Origin of the sequence: Paenibacillus ottowii, from assembly GCF_050516475.1 — a bacterium.
Taxonomy (GTDB): Bacteria; Bacillota; Bacilli; order Paenibacillales; family Paenibacillaceae; genus Paenibacillus; species Paenibacillus ottowii.
This window is the reverse complement of the sequence record NZ_CP191577.1, coordinates 4,329,899-4,347,328: the sequence shown is the minus strand read 5'-3', so window position 1 is coordinate 4,347,328 and position 17,430 is coordinate 4,329,899. Positions and strand designations below refer to the sequence as shown.

The following is a 17,430-nucleotide window of genomic DNA, read 5'->3' as shown; positions in this document are numbered from 1 at the left end:
GAGGAGCACAATGAACCCATCCTGGCTGGAGTCTGTTCTTCATTGGAATGGCGTGACGGTGTTTCTGATCGCCATCGTCATATTGTCGTTGATACAGGGATGGAGGCGAGGGGCCTCCAGATCTGTGGGTGCGCTGTTTAGTCTCATTGTGGATGGGATACTCACTGTGGCGGGTATTTTGTGCTCGCTCGGGGTATCCATGTGGCTTTCACCGAAAGTACAGCAATGGCTGGCAGCTTACATGGAGCATTTGCCGCAACGCAAACTTAGTGGAATTGAGCAATTTTATTATACGCTCGTGGCGGGGGTAGAGGGTTTTCCGCTGCTGCGGTTCGCCGTATTGTTTATGCTTAGTTATGCTATTGCCCAGTTTTTACTACGTGCCATTTATTTGTTGGTGGTAGGTGGCAAGTCGGAACTCCATGAGCATGAAAAGAAATCTGGCTTCTTCAGTAGGGTGGCAGGAGCTGGAATCGGTACACTTATTGGTGGAGCTCGCGCCATGATGATCATAGCCCTGCTGTTCATAGGCGTAAGTCTGTATCCAGACAGCGGGTTTAGCAGCTACGTACAAGCTTCGCCGATTTATAAGCAAGGTGCGCAATCGGTCATTGAGCCATTGTCCGGTACGCTAATCAAGGATAAGCTCCCTGTATTTACGCAAGCAGTTACCAAGGAATTGAATGGTATCATGCAGCGCAAATACGAAATTATCGACCGGGACATTCCAGATGATATCGGTCAGGCAGCAGCCAAGATTACCGAAGGGGCTAGCGGTGATGAGCAAAAAGCCAGAGCGTTGTATGAATGGGTAGGCACCCGCATTAGTTATGATTACAGTAAGGTGGAAGCCTATGAGCAACGTGGGGATTGGCATGAGCAGACTCCCAAAGATACGTTTGATACCCGTAAAGGAGTGTGCATTGATTATGCCCGCCTGTACGCAATGATGGCTCGTTCGCAGGGACTACAGGTCAAGGTCGTTACAGGCCTTGGATACAACGGACAGGGAGGTTACGGCTCCCATGCCTGGAATGAGGTGTATTTGAGCGGACAGGATCGATGGGTCCCGCTCGACCCGACCTGGGCACAAAGTGGAGACTGGTTTAATCCGCCTGGTTTTGCTCAAACACATATCAAGGATAAAGTGATTTAAGAAGGAGTGGAGAAGGGCGCATGAGAAAGATGGACAACGAGCAAGAAAAAAACAATGAGACATCCGACCGAAAAAGATTTAGCTTCCGGATCAATCTGTTCTTTTTCAGCTCGTTCATTATATTTACAGTCATTATTGTACGATTGGCGATACTTCAATTTGTAGAGGGACCTCAGCTCAAACAGCAGGAGGCCAGTAATGTTACCAAAAACGTACCACTTACCCCGATTCGCGGAACAATTTATGATTCAACCGGGCAGAACAGACTGGCGTATTCTACACCTGTACAATCGCTGTATATCACGCTCTCCAAGAATTATAGTGACAGTTTGGAAGAAAAGCGTAGTCCAGATAAAAAGCTGTTGCCTGAGCTGGAAAAGATGGCACAAAAGCTGGCAAATGGATTTGCTCTATATGGCAATAAAGATGAGCCGAAAATGACGGCAGAGCAAATTATGGACGCTATGGACCGGAACTATCAGCGATTTAGCGGTTTTACGCCGCGTCTGATTAAAACCAATCTTACTCCAGACGAAGTTGCTTATTTTATGGAGCATAAGGGTGAGTTTCCAGGCGTAGATGTCGTTGAAGAAACGGTACGTCATTACGATCCTGACACGGTAGCTGTTCAAACGGTTGGTTATATTAAAAGTTATAAAAGTGCACGTGAAACGTTGGATAAATATAAGAATATTCAAAAATCCATGTCAGCTGAAAATGATCCGGGTCTCATTTATATGGATAACGAATCTGTTGGCTTTGATGGACTGGAATTTCAATATCAGGAACAGTTACGAGGGAAAAATGGCTATAAAACGGTTCCCATTGATCCGCGTAATATGCCTGAGGGTGTAGATTCTGTTACTCCGCCACAAAAAGGAAATAATATTTATTCTACAATAAACAAAGAGATTCAGGTGAAGACTGAAAATGCCATTATGGATCAGTTGAGATGGCTCCATTCACACGCTGTATCTGGTAGTACACATCCTTATGCCAAAACAGGCTTTGCTGTTGCTATGGAAGTGGATACTGGCAATGTCGTAGCTATGGCTAGTATGCCGGATTATGATGCGAATTATTGGCAAACTGGAAATATATCCAATGATAATTATAAAAAAATTCAGAATGTATATTTAAATGGTACTATTCGCTCCTTCGGATCAGGACAGTCGGGTCAGCATCCAGAGTCAGTTGTCCTGCTCGGTTCCACGATTAAACCACTCTCGGTGTTAATAGGTTTGGAGGAAAATTTATTTAGCACTTCATCGTATTACCAGGATACAGGAGCGGCTTACTTTGGGCGTAATAATTCTTCACGAGTCCGGAATTCTTCAGGTCATGTGTACGGCGGATTGGATCCTGCTTCTGCCATTCGTCATTCCTCCAATGCATTCATGGTCGATATGGTGGGCAAAAGATTGTACAACAAGTACATTAATAATGCTCAGGAAGATCAAGGTGTGAATGTATGGGACCGCTACATGAAGGAATTTGGATTAGGTGTGCCTACAGGGGTAGATCTGCCTACAGAATATCCTGGTTTAAGAGAGTATGGTCCAAAAAGTAAGGAGTCGGCCTTGTCTAAACTAGCATATGCTTCTTTTGGCCAACAAGGTAAATATACAACACTCCAGCTTGCACAATATACAACAGTATTGGCTACTAAGGGCAAAAGGATGGAGCCACATTTGGTCAGCCAAATTAAAGATACCAATGGTAATGTTGTCCAGACTATTAAGCCTAAAGTGTTGAATGAAGTGAACTTCCCGGATGCTTACTGGAATGAGGTCATACGTGGAATGGCTACAGACGTTAGCGCATTTAATGGCTTCCCTTATGACTTTGCCCGCAAAACAGGTACATCGCAGCAAAGCGTAGGCGGCCAGCTGAAAGACAACGGGGTGTTCATTGCTTTTGCTCCACGCCAGCATCCAAAGCTGGCCGTAGCCGTTGTCATTCCTGAAGGAGGCTTCGGAGCCTGGAGCGCAGGACCTGTGGCACGTAAAATATTCGATGCCTATGATGAAGTTTATGGTCTGGACGGTGTTCCTAAGAAAAAGGATACAGCGACAGCCGATTCTAATGCAGCTAAACAGCCATAATTATTCTATACAGATATTTCCTCATGTAAGCTTTCCTTAGCTTTTGGGCTAAGGAAAGCTTTTTTTCTTTATACGTTTTCTTACAAAATTGTCACCTTGAATTTCATCGTTTCTTGCTTTCAATATGGTAGGATCAGGAATAGGAGACCTTATTGGAAGGAGTAATGACCAGCAAATATGGACAGAGGAAGTTTGGACAAAAAGTTTTCATTCAAAAAGAAAAATGATGAAGAGAATGCTGAATCACGAAAAAAGCGGACGGTTCTACGAACCAACCTACTGTTTTTTAGTGTTTTTGTGCTGTTTGCCCTAATCATTACCCGACTAGCTGTATTGCAGTTTGTACAATCAGAGGAGCTAAAGGGGCAGCAGCAATCGATAAATACCAAAAATGTCCCGCTTACCCCAAGTCGCGGTACGATTTATGACTCCACAGGTAAGGTTAGACTGGCATATTCCACCCCGGTGCAGTCCCTGTACGTAACTTTGTCTAAGGATTATAGCAAGCGTACGGAAAATAATCGCAAGCCGGGGGAAAAGCTGCTCCCTGAGCTTAATGCTTTTGCTGACAAGCTTGCTAGCAAATTAAACGAACTGGGGCGTGCCGAAGGAGAGCAACTTGATGCAGAGGAGATTATCAAGCGACTCGACCCTGATTATATTCAATATAGAGGATTTACCCCGCGTTTGGTCAAATCTGATCTGAGTCAGAAGGAAATCGCTTATTTTCTGGAGCATCGAGCAGAGTTTCCAGGTGTGGAGGTTATTGAAGAAAGTGTACGCCACTATGACTCGGATCGGGTAGCAGTCCAAACGATTGGATATATGTACAAATTCAAAGGAGCGCGAGCAAATCGGACCAAATATAAAGAGTTATATGAGGCCAATTCGGAGGTCCTAAGACCGGAGCAGGTATATTCGGAAAGCGAAATTGTCGGATATGATGGCTTGGAGCTTCAGTATCAAGACGAGCTGAGAGGAAAAAACGGCTATAAAACGGTAGAGGTCAACCCGCGCAGCATGCCGGAGGGCATTGAATCCATTACGCCTCCAGTGAAAGGTCATCATCTGTATTCTACCATCAACAAGGAAGTTCAACAAAAAACCGAACAAGCGATTATAGATCAACTCAGCTGGCTTCGTACTCATGCCGTATCAGGTAAGCTTCATCAGGATGCAACCACTGGCTTTGCTGTAGCGATGGAGGTAGAGACCGGACATGTCGTAGCGATGGCCAGTATGCCTGATTATGACTCGAATGTATGGAAAACGGGAAGTGCATCCCCCTCGGTATATAACGATATTCAGCATAAAATGGGAAACGGAACGATAAAATCCGTACCTAGCGGAAAAGCGGGTCCGCACCCGGAATCCTCGGTCCTGCTGGGTTCAACCATCAAGCCGCTAACCGTGCTGATTGGGTTGAAGGAAAATTTATTTTCGCCTGGACAAACTTATCAGGATACGGGGAGTGCGTACTATGGCAAAAATCGTTCCAGCCGGGTCGGGAATTCAGGCGGGCATGTGTATGGTCCTCTGACACCTAGCAAAGCAATTGAATTCTCGTCGAATACATTCATGGTAGATATGGTGGGCAAGCCGCTATATGCTAAATACGGCAGCAATGCAGGGGTACATCAGGGGATTGATATATGGGACAGGTATATGAAGGGATTTGGACTAGGCGTTCCGACGGAAGTCGATCTGCCTGGCGAGTGGGCAGGCAGACTGGAGTACACCAGTAAGCATGAAAGTGCACTGACACGTTTAGTACAGGCATCCTTTGGCCAGCAGGGAAAATATACAGCGATGCAGCTGGCCCAGTATACGACTGTACTGGCAACCAAGGGCAAGCGAATGCAGCCTCGTCTGGTCAGTAAAATTGTAGATGATCAGGGGAATCTCGTACGTGAGTTTAAACCGAAGGTGCTGAATGAGGTCGCTTTTTCAGATACGTACTGGGACACTGTCATTCGCGGCATGGCTACTGATGTTAAAGCATTTAACGGATTTTCTTATGATTATGCCCGTAAAACGGGGACTTCTCAGCAGGTGGTGGGTCGTACGGTTAAAGATAATGGGGTGTTCATTGCTTTTGCTCCGCGCCAAAATCCGAAGCTAGCTGTGGCGGTGATCATCCCTGAAGGAGGCTTTGGTGCGACGAGCGCGGGACCTGTTGCGCGTAAAATATTTGATGCGTATGACGAAGTATACGGGCTCGATGGTATTCATAAAAAGCCTCAGGCAGCGAAATAAGGGTTTGAATTCTTTTGTGGGCATCTCTTTTTCATGGTAAAATGTCGTTGGACATAAGGGACATACAGGAGGAAGAGAGACGATGGGAGAAAACCAATATAAATACAAGTTGCTTGCGCTCGACATGGATGGAACTTTACTGAACGATAATCATGAAATAAGCCTGGAAACGATTAATTGGATTAACAAGGCGATTCAGGAAGGGATTCATGTATGCTTGTCCACCGGACGTGCAGCGATGCATGCTTTGCCTTACGGTCAGCAACTCGGCCTGGAGACGCCTATGGTAACCGTAAACGGCAGTGAAGTGTGGAAATCACCTCACGAATTGTGGCGCCGCTACTTACTTGATAAGGAGCTTATTCGCAAGATGCACCAGATTGCCGTAGAAACAGACTCATGGTTCTGGGCTTACTCAACTGAGGAATTATACAATAGAGATCGTTGGCCGGACACATTGGACACACAGGAGTGGCTTAAATTCGGTTTTAATACGGAAAATGATGAAATTCGCCATCAAATTTTGCTGAAGCTTCAGGAGATGGGAGGACTTGAAATTTCCAATTCCTCGATGACGAATCTGGAAATTAATCCGGCTGGTATATCCAAAGCCAGTGGTATCGCTGAAGTGTGCGATCTGCTTGGCATTACGATGGAGCAGGTGGTTGCTGTTGGCGACAGTTTGAATGATCTGGCTGTGATTCAGGCGGCTGGACTGGGCGTAGCGATGGGGAATGCCCAGGATACTGTAAAAGAAGCCGCTAATGTAGTCGTGGCTTCGAATAATGACGACGGCATTGTAGAAGTGATTCGTGATTATGTGCTTGTGTAATAAAATAAATAAGGCACAAGCAAGATGAATAGACGAGAAGGAGGAGGCCCATGGACGTTGTAGGCTGGATTGTTGTCATTGTACTGTTCATTGTGGGCATGGCGGGAGCGGTATATCCCGTATTGCCGGGGGCACTCGCCATCTATTTTGCATTTTTTGTATACGGCTGGTTTTTCTCGTTTGCTTCATATAATAAGTTATTTTGGATTATACAAACCCTAATTGTCGTGGCTCTTTTTATAGCGGATTATGCTGTGAATGCATGGGGAGTCAAGCGATTTGGCGGCTCACGTCTGTCAGCGATCCTCAGTACTGTGGGGATCATTATTGGCCCCTTCGTTATTCCGGCATTCGGTCTGATTTTGGGACCATTTATCGGTGCTGTGCTGGGTGAACTGATTGGCAAAGCTCCGCTGGATCGAGCGATCAAAGTAGGCTTTGGCTCGGTCTTAGGCCTCTTTACCAGCACCGTGATGAAAGTAATTTTGCAGCTTGCTATGATTATTGTATTCTTGATTTGGGTGTTATAATCAGAGATTCGTTTATTATGATTGCAGAGACAGAATCGACATGCGGCTCCGCACCGGTGATGGCTCAGGCCATGACTATTTGTTGCGGGGCTTTTGCATGCATGTGAACAGCAAGAAAGAAGGGAACGCATTTTGTCCAATAAAGAAACATTCCTTAAAGGTACGCTTATTTTAGCCGCTGCCGCCTTGGTGGCCAGAGTGCTTGGTCTGGTACAGCGCGTTCCATTAGAGCATTTGCTCGGCTCCGTCGGGAACGCCTCGTTTACCATTGCCAACAACGCTTATTTGATGCTGCTTACGGTTGCTACGGCTGGCATTCCCAGCACACTGAGCAAAATGGTTTCGGAACGCTACGCACTGAATCGGCCTGCGGAAGCGCGACGTGTGTATCGTGCGGCTTTGATATTCGCAGCCGTAGCCGGTATTATCATTACTGCGTTGCTGTATTTTGGAGCGCCATATTTTGCCGAGCGTATAGCAGGGGTTCCGCAATCAGCACTGGCTATTCAGGCTTTGGCACCTGCTTTGCTGTTGTTTCCTGCCATTGCCATGATGCGCGGATACTTCCAAGGACGCGGTAATATGACCGCAGGCGGTATTTCGCAAATTGTCGAGCAGGTCGCACGGGTAGCAACCGCAATTCTGCTTGCCTTTATTATTTTGAAGCTTGGTTATGGAGATCGTGAGGTTGCGGCGGGTGCCTCCTTTGGGGGAGTCATGGGAAGTCTTGGCGCTTTGGCGGTCATGTTGTACTACACGGTGAAATTGCGTCGTCAGGATCGCCAGGACCGTCAAGAGCAATTCCAGGAGGAAAGCTCTGCGCTACCGATGATGCGCATTTACAAAGATATTTTCCAGCTTTCTATTCCCATTGTATTGTCGTCCTTGACGGTTCCGGCGGTTAATTTTATTGATACGTCGATTGTGGTTAGACTGCTGTCTGGACAAGTAGGATTGGATCAAGCTACTACTCAGTTGGGTTATCTAGGCTCTAGGGCACAGAGTGTGGCGGGCATTCCGCCGATTTTGGCCATTGCACTCAGCCAATCGCTCATTCCGATCATTTCGGCGGCTTTTGCCCGTAAGGACGAGCAGCATTTACAAAATCAGATGACGCTCGCCTTGCGTATCTCTATTTTGACTGGAATGCCAATTGTGCTGGCTTTATGTGTAACTGCCTATTCTATTAATGGTCTGCTCTTCAGCTCGCTTGGAGGCAGCGGAATTATTGCTGTTCTGACACTCGGAACGATCTTCCAGATTACGATGATGACCTCTAATTCGATATTGATTGGTATGGGCAAGCCGCGTATTTCAATGATCAATGTGATGGTCGGTATCGTCGTGAAGTTAGCAGCGAGCTGGCTGCTGGCTGACTGGCTTGGGATTTACGGGATTATTGCCGCAACCGGATTGTGTTTTCTCGTCATTACGTTGCTGAATTTGCGTGTGCTGAAAGGGATCGTTTCCTTCTCGATTATGGGCCGTCGCTGGGCAAGCTTCCTAATTGCAGTCGTAGTATCAGGAGCAATCGGGTATGGTGTAAATGAAGCCTGCATTATGCTGGTACATCTGATGCCTGCGCGTGTAGCCTTCTTGATCGCGTGCTGCATTGCCGGAGCGGTTGTACTGGTATGCTACTTGGTATTGCTGGTTGCACTGCGTGTATTGCGCAGGGACGAGCTGGGCAACTATCCGCATATATTGCAGAAGGTGTTGCGTCCGTTAATGCGTCTACAGCGTGAGTCCACAGGACATCGAGGTTAAAAGAGCCTTCTTTCAGTGGAAGGGCCGTAAGCTGTTATGGGCATCATGCGCCATTGCTGTTTTTTGAATGCCATGACGGTGTTCATGGCGCATGGCAAATAACAGAGGTCGTCTTGGTTCACTGAGATGTCCAAGCGTAGAACCGTCCTGAAACCAATCATAACGAGGGATCGGATCATAAGCTGTATCTGACCAGACGGCGTTCAACTCCGGGCTATACAGACGTTGACCCGGCGGAAGCCATTCATGCGCTATAAGCGTTGCACTCTCTTTTGGAGAGCGCAGCGCTTTTTGTTCGTTGGGAGTGAACAGGCCAGGCCAATAGTCGCTGCGAGAACCGGTATGCGGCACGCGGGTAGCAAATGCGGTTACCTGATCCAGTACCTGCTGATGGCCAAACAACATAGCGTAGAGGCTTTTGCCAAAGCCGATTCGCTCGTCCAGATGGCCGAAACGCTCCATGACAAGTCCGGCAAGTCCATCATTTAGCCCAAGCGGAAAAATAACCTGATTGAGCTGAAGCCAGTCATGCAAATAGAACCCCGGCTTGTGGGTTACGAATTTTTGGAAGTAGGGATCTTTTACGACCCGTCCTTCAATATAGTTTTGTTCATTAATAATGAGCGCCACCGTCAAAAGAGAACTATCCCGCCAAGCCCAGAAACGTTCCCAAAAGGGCTTCATGAATGGCGAAACGTGAAAATAAGGCAACAAATGAAAGCAGCTCCGTCCCAAATGACGGCTATGCATGTAAAGCTGCAACTGTGGATAAGCGTCCTGGAAAATAAGGGCGTTACAGCGCTCCAGCAGTCGATACAGCCACTCCTTTTCCTGTTCGTCGAACAGGTCGCCAATAAGCTCACTCTTCAAGTCGGTCATATTATAGCCGCCGTTACGGGAAACTAGATGAGCGAGTAATGCCCAGTGCAATTCAGGGTAGCCATGGTAGCAGTCGAGGTAAGCGGCCGTGCGCGTAATATTGCTGCGATTCTCCTTTGCTGTGTCGTTCTTGATCCGCTCCAGCAGCTCACAGTCTGTTTCACATAAAGGCATATTTAGAGAAGAGGGACGCGTAGCGGGACCGTTAACCAGCATTAACGCTTCAGCCTCATTCATAGCGGCCTGTGCCGACTGATAATCCCACGGCAGATCACGTAAGGGATAGCGTAATTTACGGGATTCGGTCCAGGCCGCACGTTTGCCTTCCCATGCTTCCTCCGCAGCACGCGGAACGGAACCCAGTAACTTTAGCCCTCCCTGAAGCTGTCGAGATGCGGCATGGAGCCATTCGGTGAAAGACATGTTTTAACAACCTCCTTTCAAGTGCAAGCATTCCCGTATTTCACCAGGTATGTTGGGGATGCTGTAGGATGTTTGTTACTGATGTGGATTCTTAAGTATAGCTTTAGTATGCCTCAATGAGAGGGCTTCCAATCGGCGTGTGAGCAGAATAGGGAGTGTGCAAAAGCTTTACTTGGCGTTAAAATAGAAAGTACAGAATCTTGTGCACAAAAGAATTTAGAGGAGGAATTATATATGCAAAAAATTGTCTCTCATGAAGACTTTAATAAGGCAATATCCAATTCAGGCGTAACGGTAGCTGTGTTCAAGGCGGATTGGTGCGGGGATTGTCATTTTATTGATCCGTTCATGCCTGATGTGGAGCAACAGTATGCAGACAAGCTTACATTAATTGAGATTGACGTAGAACAGGCCGAAAGTGTAAGTCAAGAGCAAAATGTTCTGGGTATTCCCAGCTTTATCGCTTACAGTGAAGGCCGAGAGTTGGTACGTCTGGTGAACAGACTGCGTAAATCCCGCGAGGAAATCGAGCAGTTTTTGGACCGGGCTGTAGAAGTCCATGCTAATCTGGCAAAATAATTGGATCAGGGTATGTATGATGGGTCCGCAGGGCACCCTTAATTATCAAGACATTCAGAAAGCCGCTTCCTTCGTAGGAGGCGGCTTTCTTACGGACACGTTCACATTTTGTCAACAAAGCTCGTATGTCAAGGGCCGATATATCAGTTATAATTACTTTAAGTGATCATTTCACAACATCTAAAGTGAATAAATATTATATTTGGAAGGATACGGGTGAATTCATTGAATAACAAAATCAGAATATTAAAATGGCTGGCACTCGTAACATGTATTGTCATGTTTTTGGCTACCTTTGGTGGAGGGGTCGTGACGCGAACGGATTCGGGTCTTGGGTGTGGACGAGAATTCCCGCTTTGTAATGGTAAACTGGTTCCGGCGCATACCATCGCATCCCTTATTGAGTTCTCTCATCGCTCCGTCAGTGCCATGGCCGGGATTCTTTCTATCGCCTCGTTTGTTGGCTTTTTGCTGTTTATGAAGCATCGGAAGGATTTACAGCTATTCTCGTTGCTCACACTATTGTTTGTAATCATACAAGGTGCGATGGGGGCGTTGGCTGTCGTCTTCTCTCAATCGGCTGCAGTCATGGGACTGCATTTTGGCTTTGCGCTGATCGCTTTTGCCAGTGCGACCATGATGACGCTGGGGGCCTGGCAGGAGCATGCGGATTCACGCTACACTCCACGTCTGATCCCTGGGCGTGTCAGTCGGGGTTATCGTAACTTTATATGGCTGTCAACGATCTATACCTATATTGCTGTCTATTCAGGAGCGTTGCTTAGTCATTCGGTCATCCAGAAGGTTGTAAATATTGGGGGCATTATTTCTCCACTACTGCTTCATCAAATTTCTGCTGGTCTGCTGTTCGTCATTATTTTGGCTGTGGGTCACTACTCGTACCGTTATCACCCGAATCACCGGGATATTCGTACACTGGGTGTCGTATCAGTCCTATTGATCATTCTTCAAGTGGTGATTGGCATTATTTTGCTGTACGTCAACAGACCTGAAATTTACATGTTTATCGTGCTGGGACATATGCTGGTGATTGCATCATTGTTCTCCATTCTGGCTTATCTGAGCTATCGTGTATGGCAATTATCACCTGACCGCAAGCTGGTTCCGACCCAGGCACAGCGATCCTAAGCATTTCGTATTTCATAGTGAAACGTATTTTTGCCCAAAAGGCGCTTGAACACGTATAATAACATCATAAGAAACAAACCAGGCCCACGAGTTTCTCGAGGGCTTGATTTGCTTAGGAGGAATTATCCAGTTGATCTATCAGAATTTGCGCCAATTTATCGAAGCGCTGCGTAAAGAAAATGATCTTAAAATTATAGAAGCACCAGTTGATCCTTATTTGGAACTGGCCGAGATCCACCGAAGAGTCATACAGGAAGAAGGTCCGGCGTTGCTGTTTACCAATGTCAAAGGAACTCCTTTTCCTGTTGCCAGTAATTTGTTTGGCACGAATCGCCGTGTGGATATGGCTTTTGGTCCTCGCCCAGAGCAACTGATGAATGCAATTGTAGGTGCGACCAAAACGTTGCTGCCACCTACACCCAAAGCATTGTGGAATGAACGTGGGCTCATTAAGGACATGCTAAAAGTAGGACTAAAAACCGTATCTCATAGCGAAGCTCCTGTCTTGGGCGTTCGCCGTACTGATGCTCCGCTGGCTCCACTGCCTAGGGTGACCAGTTGGCACGAGGATGGAGGGCCGTTCATTACGCTTCCGCTGGTGTATACAGAGAAGCCAGGCCAACCCAAGGATCATAATTTGGGAATGTATCGCATCCAGATTTATGATGATCAGACGACTGGAATCCACTGGCAGATCCATAAAGGCGGCGGCTTCCATTATCATGAAGCCGAGCTGCGCAATGAGCCGTTGCCGACGACGATCATCATCGGTGGCCCGCCTGCCCTGATTGCGTCTGCGATTGCCCCGGCCCCGGAAAACTTGCCTGAGCTAATGTTGGCATCCCTTATTATGGGGGGCAAGCTGCCCATGACGGAAGACCCGCTTGGAGGTCACCGTATCCCGGCAGAAGCCGAATTTGCGATCAGCGGCTATGTGCCGCCTCATGAACGCCGCCCTGAAGGGCCGTTTGGCGATCATTTTGGCTATTACTCATTACAACATGACTTCCCTGTATTTCATGTCAAACATATGCATCATCGCAAAGATGCCATTTATCCGGCAACCATTGTAGGTAAGCCACGGCAGGAAGACTACTATCTTGGCGAGTTTTTGCAGCGTCTGTTGTCGCCTGCCTATCCGCTTGTGATGCCTTCCGTCAAGTCGTTGTGGGCATATGCAGAAACAGGCGTACATGCACTGGCAGCGGCAGTCGTACGTGAAAGCTACTCCCGTGAAGCGCTTGTATCGGGCTTTACGATTCTGGGACAAGGCCAATTGTCATTAACTAAATTCCTGATGTTGACGGATCGGGTGATCGATTTATCTGACTTCAACCTGCTGCTCGAAACCATTCTGGAGCGGTTTAATCCAGCAAGAGATTTGTTTATTTTCAACCATACGTCTCACGATACACTCGATTACACGGGCCGTAAGCTGAATCATGGCAGTAAGGCAATTCTGATGGGAGTAGGCGAGCCTGTTCGTGAATTGCCTCGCACTTATGAGGGGGGCGATCTACCGGGAATTCGTGACATCGAACCCTATTGCGGAGGTTGTCTCGTCGTTTCGGGCGACTCCTTTGAACAGGAGCCTGAGCTCGCTGCACGTGTGTTGGAACGGTTAGCTGCTGGTGAGCAAGAGTGGCCGCTTGTCTTTATCGTGGACGATGCCAAAGAAGTCGTGCGCTCCCAAGCCTCGTTCCTGTGGACGGTATTCACACGCTTCAACCCGGCTACAGATATGTACGCCGATAGCGAAGTACGTCTGCATCACCTGAACTATAAGCTGCCGATTGTAGTGGATGCACGCATGAAGCCGGGCTACCCTGATGAGGTACTGCCGCGTGAGGATATTGTTAAACTTGTAGATCAACGGTGGACGAGTTATTTCGCTTGACGCCTATTAAAGCATCGAACAGCCGGATTTTACAGATATGAAGGAGGCGTGAGCATGATACGCAAGCTGTTGGGCGAGCCCCCACGTGTAAACAGTGGTCTCCTGCTGGATGCCATGAATAGCATGTCAGACATGTTACATTTGCTGGAAAGGCAAATTCAGACCAGTGGTGATCCAACGCATGACTTTCGGAAGGCAGAAATTTTGACACGTGGCCTGATGTCGTCTTTGGATGAACTGGAGCAGAGCCATCATGCTGCCGCCTTCTTCCGTATGAAAGTAAAAGCCGGATACGCCGAAGATATGAGCAAGGATGAAAAATCCGATTATGCTTTATATGTTTTCTTTTATAAGGATGGGTTTGTGCGAGTATTTTCCATTTTGGATAAGCTTGGTAACTGGATGAATGACCTGTATGATTTAAAAACAGGGCAGTATAAGGCGCACTATTCTTATTTTACTGTGTTGCGACAGCTCAAGTATCTCAAAATGCATCCTGCATTGACCGATAATCTAAATGACATCAAGGACACATACAACGATGCTATCAATCGGCTACGTAAGCGGCGAAATACGGAGATACACTATATGAATACGGAAATGCAGGATGATCTCTGGCAACGACACCGTGCTTTATATGGCAAAATCCAACTGGAGGACCTCGATCACCATCTGGAAGATTTGCAGTTGGGTTTGGAAATGGTGTGCCGGTCGCTGTCCAACGTTTTTTCTTATACTACGAAACATTGGGAGAACCGGGCAGTACGCCCATAATTATGACAGAAAATATCCTTTGACAAAGCAATGTAAACTAACTATACTGAAACCTAGTTTCAGAAAAATGCTTGAATTATTTCTAACATAAACTAACGGACAGCTAAAGCTGGAGTTTAACATATTTTTCTTATCCAGAGAGGTGGAGGGACTGGCCCGATGAAGCCCGGCAACCCGTTCTTTCCCGGTGTAATGCACCGGGAGGGAACATATGGTGCTAATTCCTACAAAACCGCTAGAGTTATTGCGGTTTTGGCAGATGAGAAAAGGTTCGCAAGGTGGGGCCCTTTTCATTCTGTGAAAGGGGCTTTTTTGTATAAATAAATAGCGAATTTATACAATCCTGAGAGATGACAACTGGTTAAAAGGGTAAGGAAGAAGTGAAGGAGGTCGCAGCACGTTGATAGAACTTAAGCAATTAACCAAGCATTATGGTAAAGGTAACCGACGCGTTGATGCGCTGTCCGGGTTGAACCTTTCTATAAAGCGGGGAGAAATATTCGGGGTGATTGGTCACTCCGGGGCGGGCAAAAGTACATTGATCCGCTGTATTAATTTATTGGAGCGTCCTACTTCAGGTGAAGTATGGGTAGATGGGGTAAACCTTGTGACTGTAAGTCAATCCCAGTTACAGAAGCAACGTCGAAAAATCGGAATGATTTTTCAACATTTTAATTTGTTGTCATCAGCAACGGTCTATGACAACATTGCATTTCCATTGCGTCTGGTAAACACCCCTAAGCAGGAGGTGGACAAGAAAGTTCACGAGCTGCTGGAGCTGGTGGGGCTAAAAGAACACAGTGGAAAGTATCCGTCACAGCTTTCAGGTGGACAGAAGCAGCGGGTAGGAATTGCACGGGCACTGGCTAGTGATCCTCATGTGTTGCTGTGTGACGAAGCGACGTCTGCGCTTGATCCGCAGACGACAGGCTCTATCCTGAAATTGCTGCTGGATATTAATCAGCGCTTTAATTTGACCATCGTATTGATTACCCATGAGATGCATGTCATCCAAAGTATTTGTGATCGGGTTGGCGTCATTCATCAGGGGGATATCGTGGAGCAGGGCCCGGTGGCAGAAGTATTTTTGAAGCCACAGCACCAGGTGACTAAGGACTTTATCCAGCGGGAGGCAGAACATCCCGAGGAGTTGCAAGCAGCAATTGCAGCCGCAGGTAGCGGGGAATCGGCGCAGGTGGTGCGTATCTCCTTCTTGGGTAGCAAAACTTATGATGCGATTCTGTCGCGTACGGCTCGAAGTACAGGGGTTGATTTTGCAATCTTGCAGGGAACCATCTCTACGATTAAGAACGTACCGTATGGACAGCTGATCGTTCGTTTTGAAGGAAACCCTACAGATATAGAGCACACGCTGCGCGAAGTGTCTGGGCAAGGACTTGATGTGGAGGTGATCGGACAATGAGCGAACTTGATTTTTCACAAGTGAGTTGGGAAGAGCTAGGGAATTCTACGCTGGAAACCCTTCAGATGCTCGGAGCATCTGCATTGTTCACCCTCGTTATTGGATTGCCGCTCGGTATATTGTTGTTTTTGGCAAGCCGTTCCTCGTTGACTCTGATGAAGGTGATATACATTATATTATCCTTCATCGTTAATATTTTGCGTTCTGTACCATTTATCATTTTGATCGTTGCACTTATTCCTTTTACACGATCGTTGGTAGGTACCTCCACCGGGGTACTGGGAACCATCCCGCCATTGGTTATCGGGGCTGCCCCATTCTTTGCACGTCTTGTCGAAACGTCTCTGCGTGAAGTGGACAAGGGTGTCATTGAGGCTGCACAAGCGATGGGGGCCTCGACAGGACAAATTATCCGGCGTGTGCTGTTACGCGAAGCACTTCCAGGCCTGCTGGCCGCATTAACCATTACTGTCGTTACCCTCGTATCGTACACGGCAATGTCCGGTATGATCGGGGGCGGTGGACTGGGTACGCTGGCTATCAACTACGGCTATTATCGTTACGAAACGGCTGTAATGATTGTTGCTGTCGTGCTAATGGTCGTATTGGTACAACTGCTGCAAATGGCAGGAGATCGCCTCGTGCGGCATTATACTCGAAAATAGGGAAAACATATATAGATATCCTTATTGGTCAGGACGTCTGATCCTGAATACTACAAATTATTGGAGGGGTAACAACATGAAGAAATGGGTATTGGCGGTATTGAGCTTGACATTAATTGCGGTACTGGCTGCTTGCGGTACAAAAAGCACAACATCAGCTACAAACAATGCGGCTGAAAATACTGGCGGGTCACCACGTGAAGTCGAACTGAAAGTTGGAGCTTCTCCTGTGCCACATGCGGAAATTTTGGAAGCGATCAAGCCTCAATTGGAAAAAGAAGGAGTACGCCTTCAAGTCGTTCAGTTTAACGACTATGTACAGCCGAACGTGCAATTGTTCGACAAGCAACTGGATGCTAACTTTTATCAACATGTACCTTACCTGAATGTGATGAACAAAGAGCGTAAAATGAACCTGGTATCTGTTGGCGCCGTTCATCTGGAGCCATTCGGTATCTACTCTCAAAAATATAAAAAGCTTGATGAACTTCCAGACGGTGCAACGGTAGCGATTCCGAACGATGCAACTAATGGAGGCCGGGCATTGCTGCTGTTGGAGAAACAAGGTCTGATCAAGCTGAAAGACTCAAGTAACATTGAAGCTACTGTAAAAGATATTACTGAAAATAAGAAAAACCTGATATTCAAGGAGTTGGAAGCAGCAATGCTGCCACGTCAGTTGCCTGAAGTGGATATTGCGTTGATCAATACGAACTACGCTCTGGAAGCTAAACTGAATCCGACCAAGGACGCACTGGCGCTGGAAGACAAAGATTCTCCATATGCTAACGTACTGGTAGCACGTCCTGATAATAAAGATTCCGAAGCGATCCAGAAACTGCTTAAAGCTTTGCAATCTCCAGAAACTAAAAAATTCATTGAAGACAAATATCAAGGCGCTATTATCCCTGCATTTTAAGCAGAAAACAAAAATGCGCTTGATCGTAACCCCCAGATTCTCTTGAACAAGAGGACTGGGGGTTCTTTTTGGCTGA

General features: G+C 47.0%; 14 protein-coding genes and 1 riboswitch. Of the genes, 13 read left to right on the top strand and 1 reads right to left on the bottom strand.

Going from position 1 to position 17,430, the window contains the following annotated elements; translation table 11 throughout:
• Window positions 1-10: 10 nt before the first annotated feature.
• From ACQQ6X_RS20215 to ACQQ6X_RS20190, 6 genes are all read left to right on the top strand, one after another.
• The gene (locus ACQQ6X_RS20215; RefSeq protein WP_305166778.1) at window positions 11-1,156 is read left to right on the top strand and encodes a transglutaminase domain-containing protein; all 1,146 of its coding nucleotides are present in this window, start codon (window positions 11-13) and stop codon (window positions 1,154-1,156) included.
• Window positions 1,157-1,176: 20 nt separating this feature from the next.
• Complete coding sequence (locus tag ACQQ6X_RS20210; RefSeq protein ID WP_305166777.1) at window positions 1,177-3,261, top strand: peptidoglycan D,D-transpeptidase FtsI family protein; 2,085 nt, start codon at window positions 1,177-1,179, stop codon at window positions 3,259-3,261.
• A gap of 177 nt (window positions 3,262-3,438) precedes the next feature.
• Window positions 3,439-5,517, top strand: coding sequence for a peptidoglycan D,D-transpeptidase FtsI family protein (locus tag ACQQ6X_RS20205; RefSeq protein ID WP_305166776.1), 2,079 nt, complete (start codon window positions 3,439-3,441; stop codon window positions 5,515-5,517).
• Between the two features lie 82 nt (window positions 5,518-5,599).
• A complete protein-coding gene (locus tag ACQQ6X_RS20200; protein WP_305166775.1) occupies window positions 5,600-6,349 on the top strand; it encodes a Cof-type HAD-IIB family hydrolase in 750 nt (249 codons plus the stop codon).
• Between the two features lie 50 nt (window positions 6,350-6,399).
• Window positions 6,400-6,879 carry a DUF456 domain-containing protein gene (locus tag ACQQ6X_RS20195; protein WP_063209561.1) on the top strand — a complete coding sequence of 160 codons (480 nt, stop codon included), beginning with the start codon at window positions 6,400-6,402 and terminating at the stop codon, window positions 6,877-6,879.
• A 132-nt stretch (window positions 6,880-7,011) separates the two neighbouring features.
• Window positions 7,012-8,646, top strand: a complete 1,635-nt coding sequence (locus ACQQ6X_RS20190) for a putative polysaccharide biosynthesis protein (protein ID WP_305166774.1) — start codon at window positions 7,012-7,014, stop codon at window positions 8,644-8,646.
• A gap of 12 nt (window positions 8,647-8,658) precedes the next feature.
• On the opposite strand, the gene ACQQ6X_RS20185 is transcribed toward ACQQ6X_RS20190, so the two are convergent.
• Window positions 8,659-9,948, bottom strand: coding sequence for a DUF2515 family protein (locus tag ACQQ6X_RS20185; protein WP_305166773.1), 1,290 nt, complete (start codon window positions 9,946-9,948; stop codon window positions 8,659-8,661).
• A 234-nt stretch (window positions 9,949-10,182) separates the two neighbouring features.
• Between ACQQ6X_RS20185 and ACQQ6X_RS20180 the strand changes: the two genes are divergently transcribed.
• The 7 genes from ACQQ6X_RS20180 to ACQQ6X_RS20150 all read left to right on the top strand — a co-directional run bounded on the left by ACQQ6X_RS20180 (window position 10,183) and on the right by ACQQ6X_RS20150 (window position 17,354).
• Entirely contained in the window at window positions 10,183-10,527 is a 345-nt protein-coding gene (locus tag ACQQ6X_RS20180) for a thioredoxin family protein (RefSeq protein ID WP_063209556.1), read from the top strand.
• Window positions 10,528-10,743: 216 nt separating this feature from the next.
• Complete coding sequence (locus ACQQ6X_RS20175; RefSeq protein ID WP_149034217.1) at window positions 10,744-11,676, top strand: COX15/CtaA family protein; 933 nt, start codon at window positions 10,744-10,746, stop codon at window positions 11,674-11,676.
• Window positions 11,677-11,806: 130 nt separating this feature from the next.
• Complete coding sequence (locus ACQQ6X_RS20170; RefSeq protein WP_305166772.1) at window positions 11,807-13,573, top strand: UbiD family decarboxylase; 1,767 nt, start codon at window positions 11,807-11,809, stop codon at window positions 13,571-13,573.
• A gap of 54 nt (window positions 13,574-13,627) precedes the next feature.
• Entirely contained in the window at window positions 13,628-14,347 is a 720-nt protein-coding gene (locus ACQQ6X_RS20165) for a Cthe_2314 family HEPN domain-containing protein (RefSeq protein ID WP_305166771.1), read from the top strand.
• A gap of 127 nt (window positions 14,348-14,474) precedes the next feature.
• Window positions 14,475-14,613: riboswitch (SAM riboswitch) on the top strand.
• Between the two features lie 134 nt (window positions 14,614-14,747).
• Window positions 14,748-15,770 (top strand): methionine ABC transporter ATP-binding protein, encoded by a 1,023-nt coding sequence (locus ACQQ6X_RS20160; RefSeq protein ID WP_305166770.1) that lies wholly within the window; start codon window positions 14,748-14,750, stop codon window positions 15,768-15,770.
• Entirely contained in the window at window positions 15,767-16,435 is a 669-nt protein-coding gene (locus ACQQ6X_RS20155) for a methionine ABC transporter permease (protein WP_305166769.1), read from the top strand. Before ACQQ6X_RS20160 ends, ACQQ6X_RS20155 begins: the two co-directional genes overlap by 4 nt.
• Window positions 16,436-16,511: 76 nt before the next feature.
• Window positions 16,512-17,354, top strand: coding sequence for a MetQ/NlpA family ABC transporter substrate-binding protein (locus ACQQ6X_RS20150; RefSeq protein WP_305166768.1), 843 nt, complete (start codon window positions 16,512-16,514; stop codon window positions 17,352-17,354).
• Window positions 17,355-17,430: the final 76 nt, after the last annotated feature.

What these genes read in the sequence shown, in the direction of transcription:
- ACQQ6X_RS20185 (WP_305166773.1), bottom strand. Translation starts at nt 9,948, where the DNA reads ATGTCTTTCACCGAATGGCTCCATGCCGCATCTCGACAGCTTCAGGGA.
- ACQQ6X_RS20165 (WP_305166771.1), top strand. Translation starts at nt 13,628, where the DNA reads ATGATACGCAAGCTGTTGGGCGAGCCCCCACGTGTAAACAGTGGTCTC.
- ACQQ6X_RS20180 (WP_063209556.1), top strand. Translation starts at nt 10,183, where the DNA reads ATGCAAAAAATTGTCTCTCATGAAGACTTTAATAAGGCAATATCCAAT.
- ACQQ6X_RS20155 (WP_305166769.1), top strand. Translation starts at nt 15,767, where the DNA reads ATGAGCGAACTTGATTTTTCACAAGTGAGTTGGGAAGAGCTAGGGAAT.
- ACQQ6X_RS20200 (WP_305166775.1), top strand. Translation starts at nt 5,600, where the DNA reads ATGGGAGAAAACCAATATAAATACAAGTTGCTTGCGCTCGACATGGAT.
- ACQQ6X_RS20205 (WP_305166776.1), top strand. Translation starts at nt 3,439, where the DNA reads ATGGACAGAGGAAGTTTGGACAAAAAGTTTTCATTCAAAAAGAAAAAT.
- ACQQ6X_RS20195 (WP_063209561.1), top strand. Translation starts at nt 6,400, where the DNA reads ATGGACGTTGTAGGCTGGATTGTTGTCATTGTACTGTTCATTGTGGGC.
- ACQQ6X_RS20210 (WP_305166777.1), top strand. Translation starts at nt 1,177, where the DNA reads ATGAGAAAGATGGACAACGAGCAAGAAAAAAACAATGAGACATCCGAC.
- ACQQ6X_RS20150 (WP_305166768.1), top strand. Translation starts at nt 16,512, where the DNA reads ATGAAGAAATGGGTATTGGCGGTATTGAGCTTGACATTAATTGCGGTA.
- ACQQ6X_RS20215 (WP_305166778.1), top strand. Translation starts at nt 11, where the DNA reads ATGAACCCATCCTGGCTGGAGTCTGTTCTTCATTGGAATGGCGTGACG.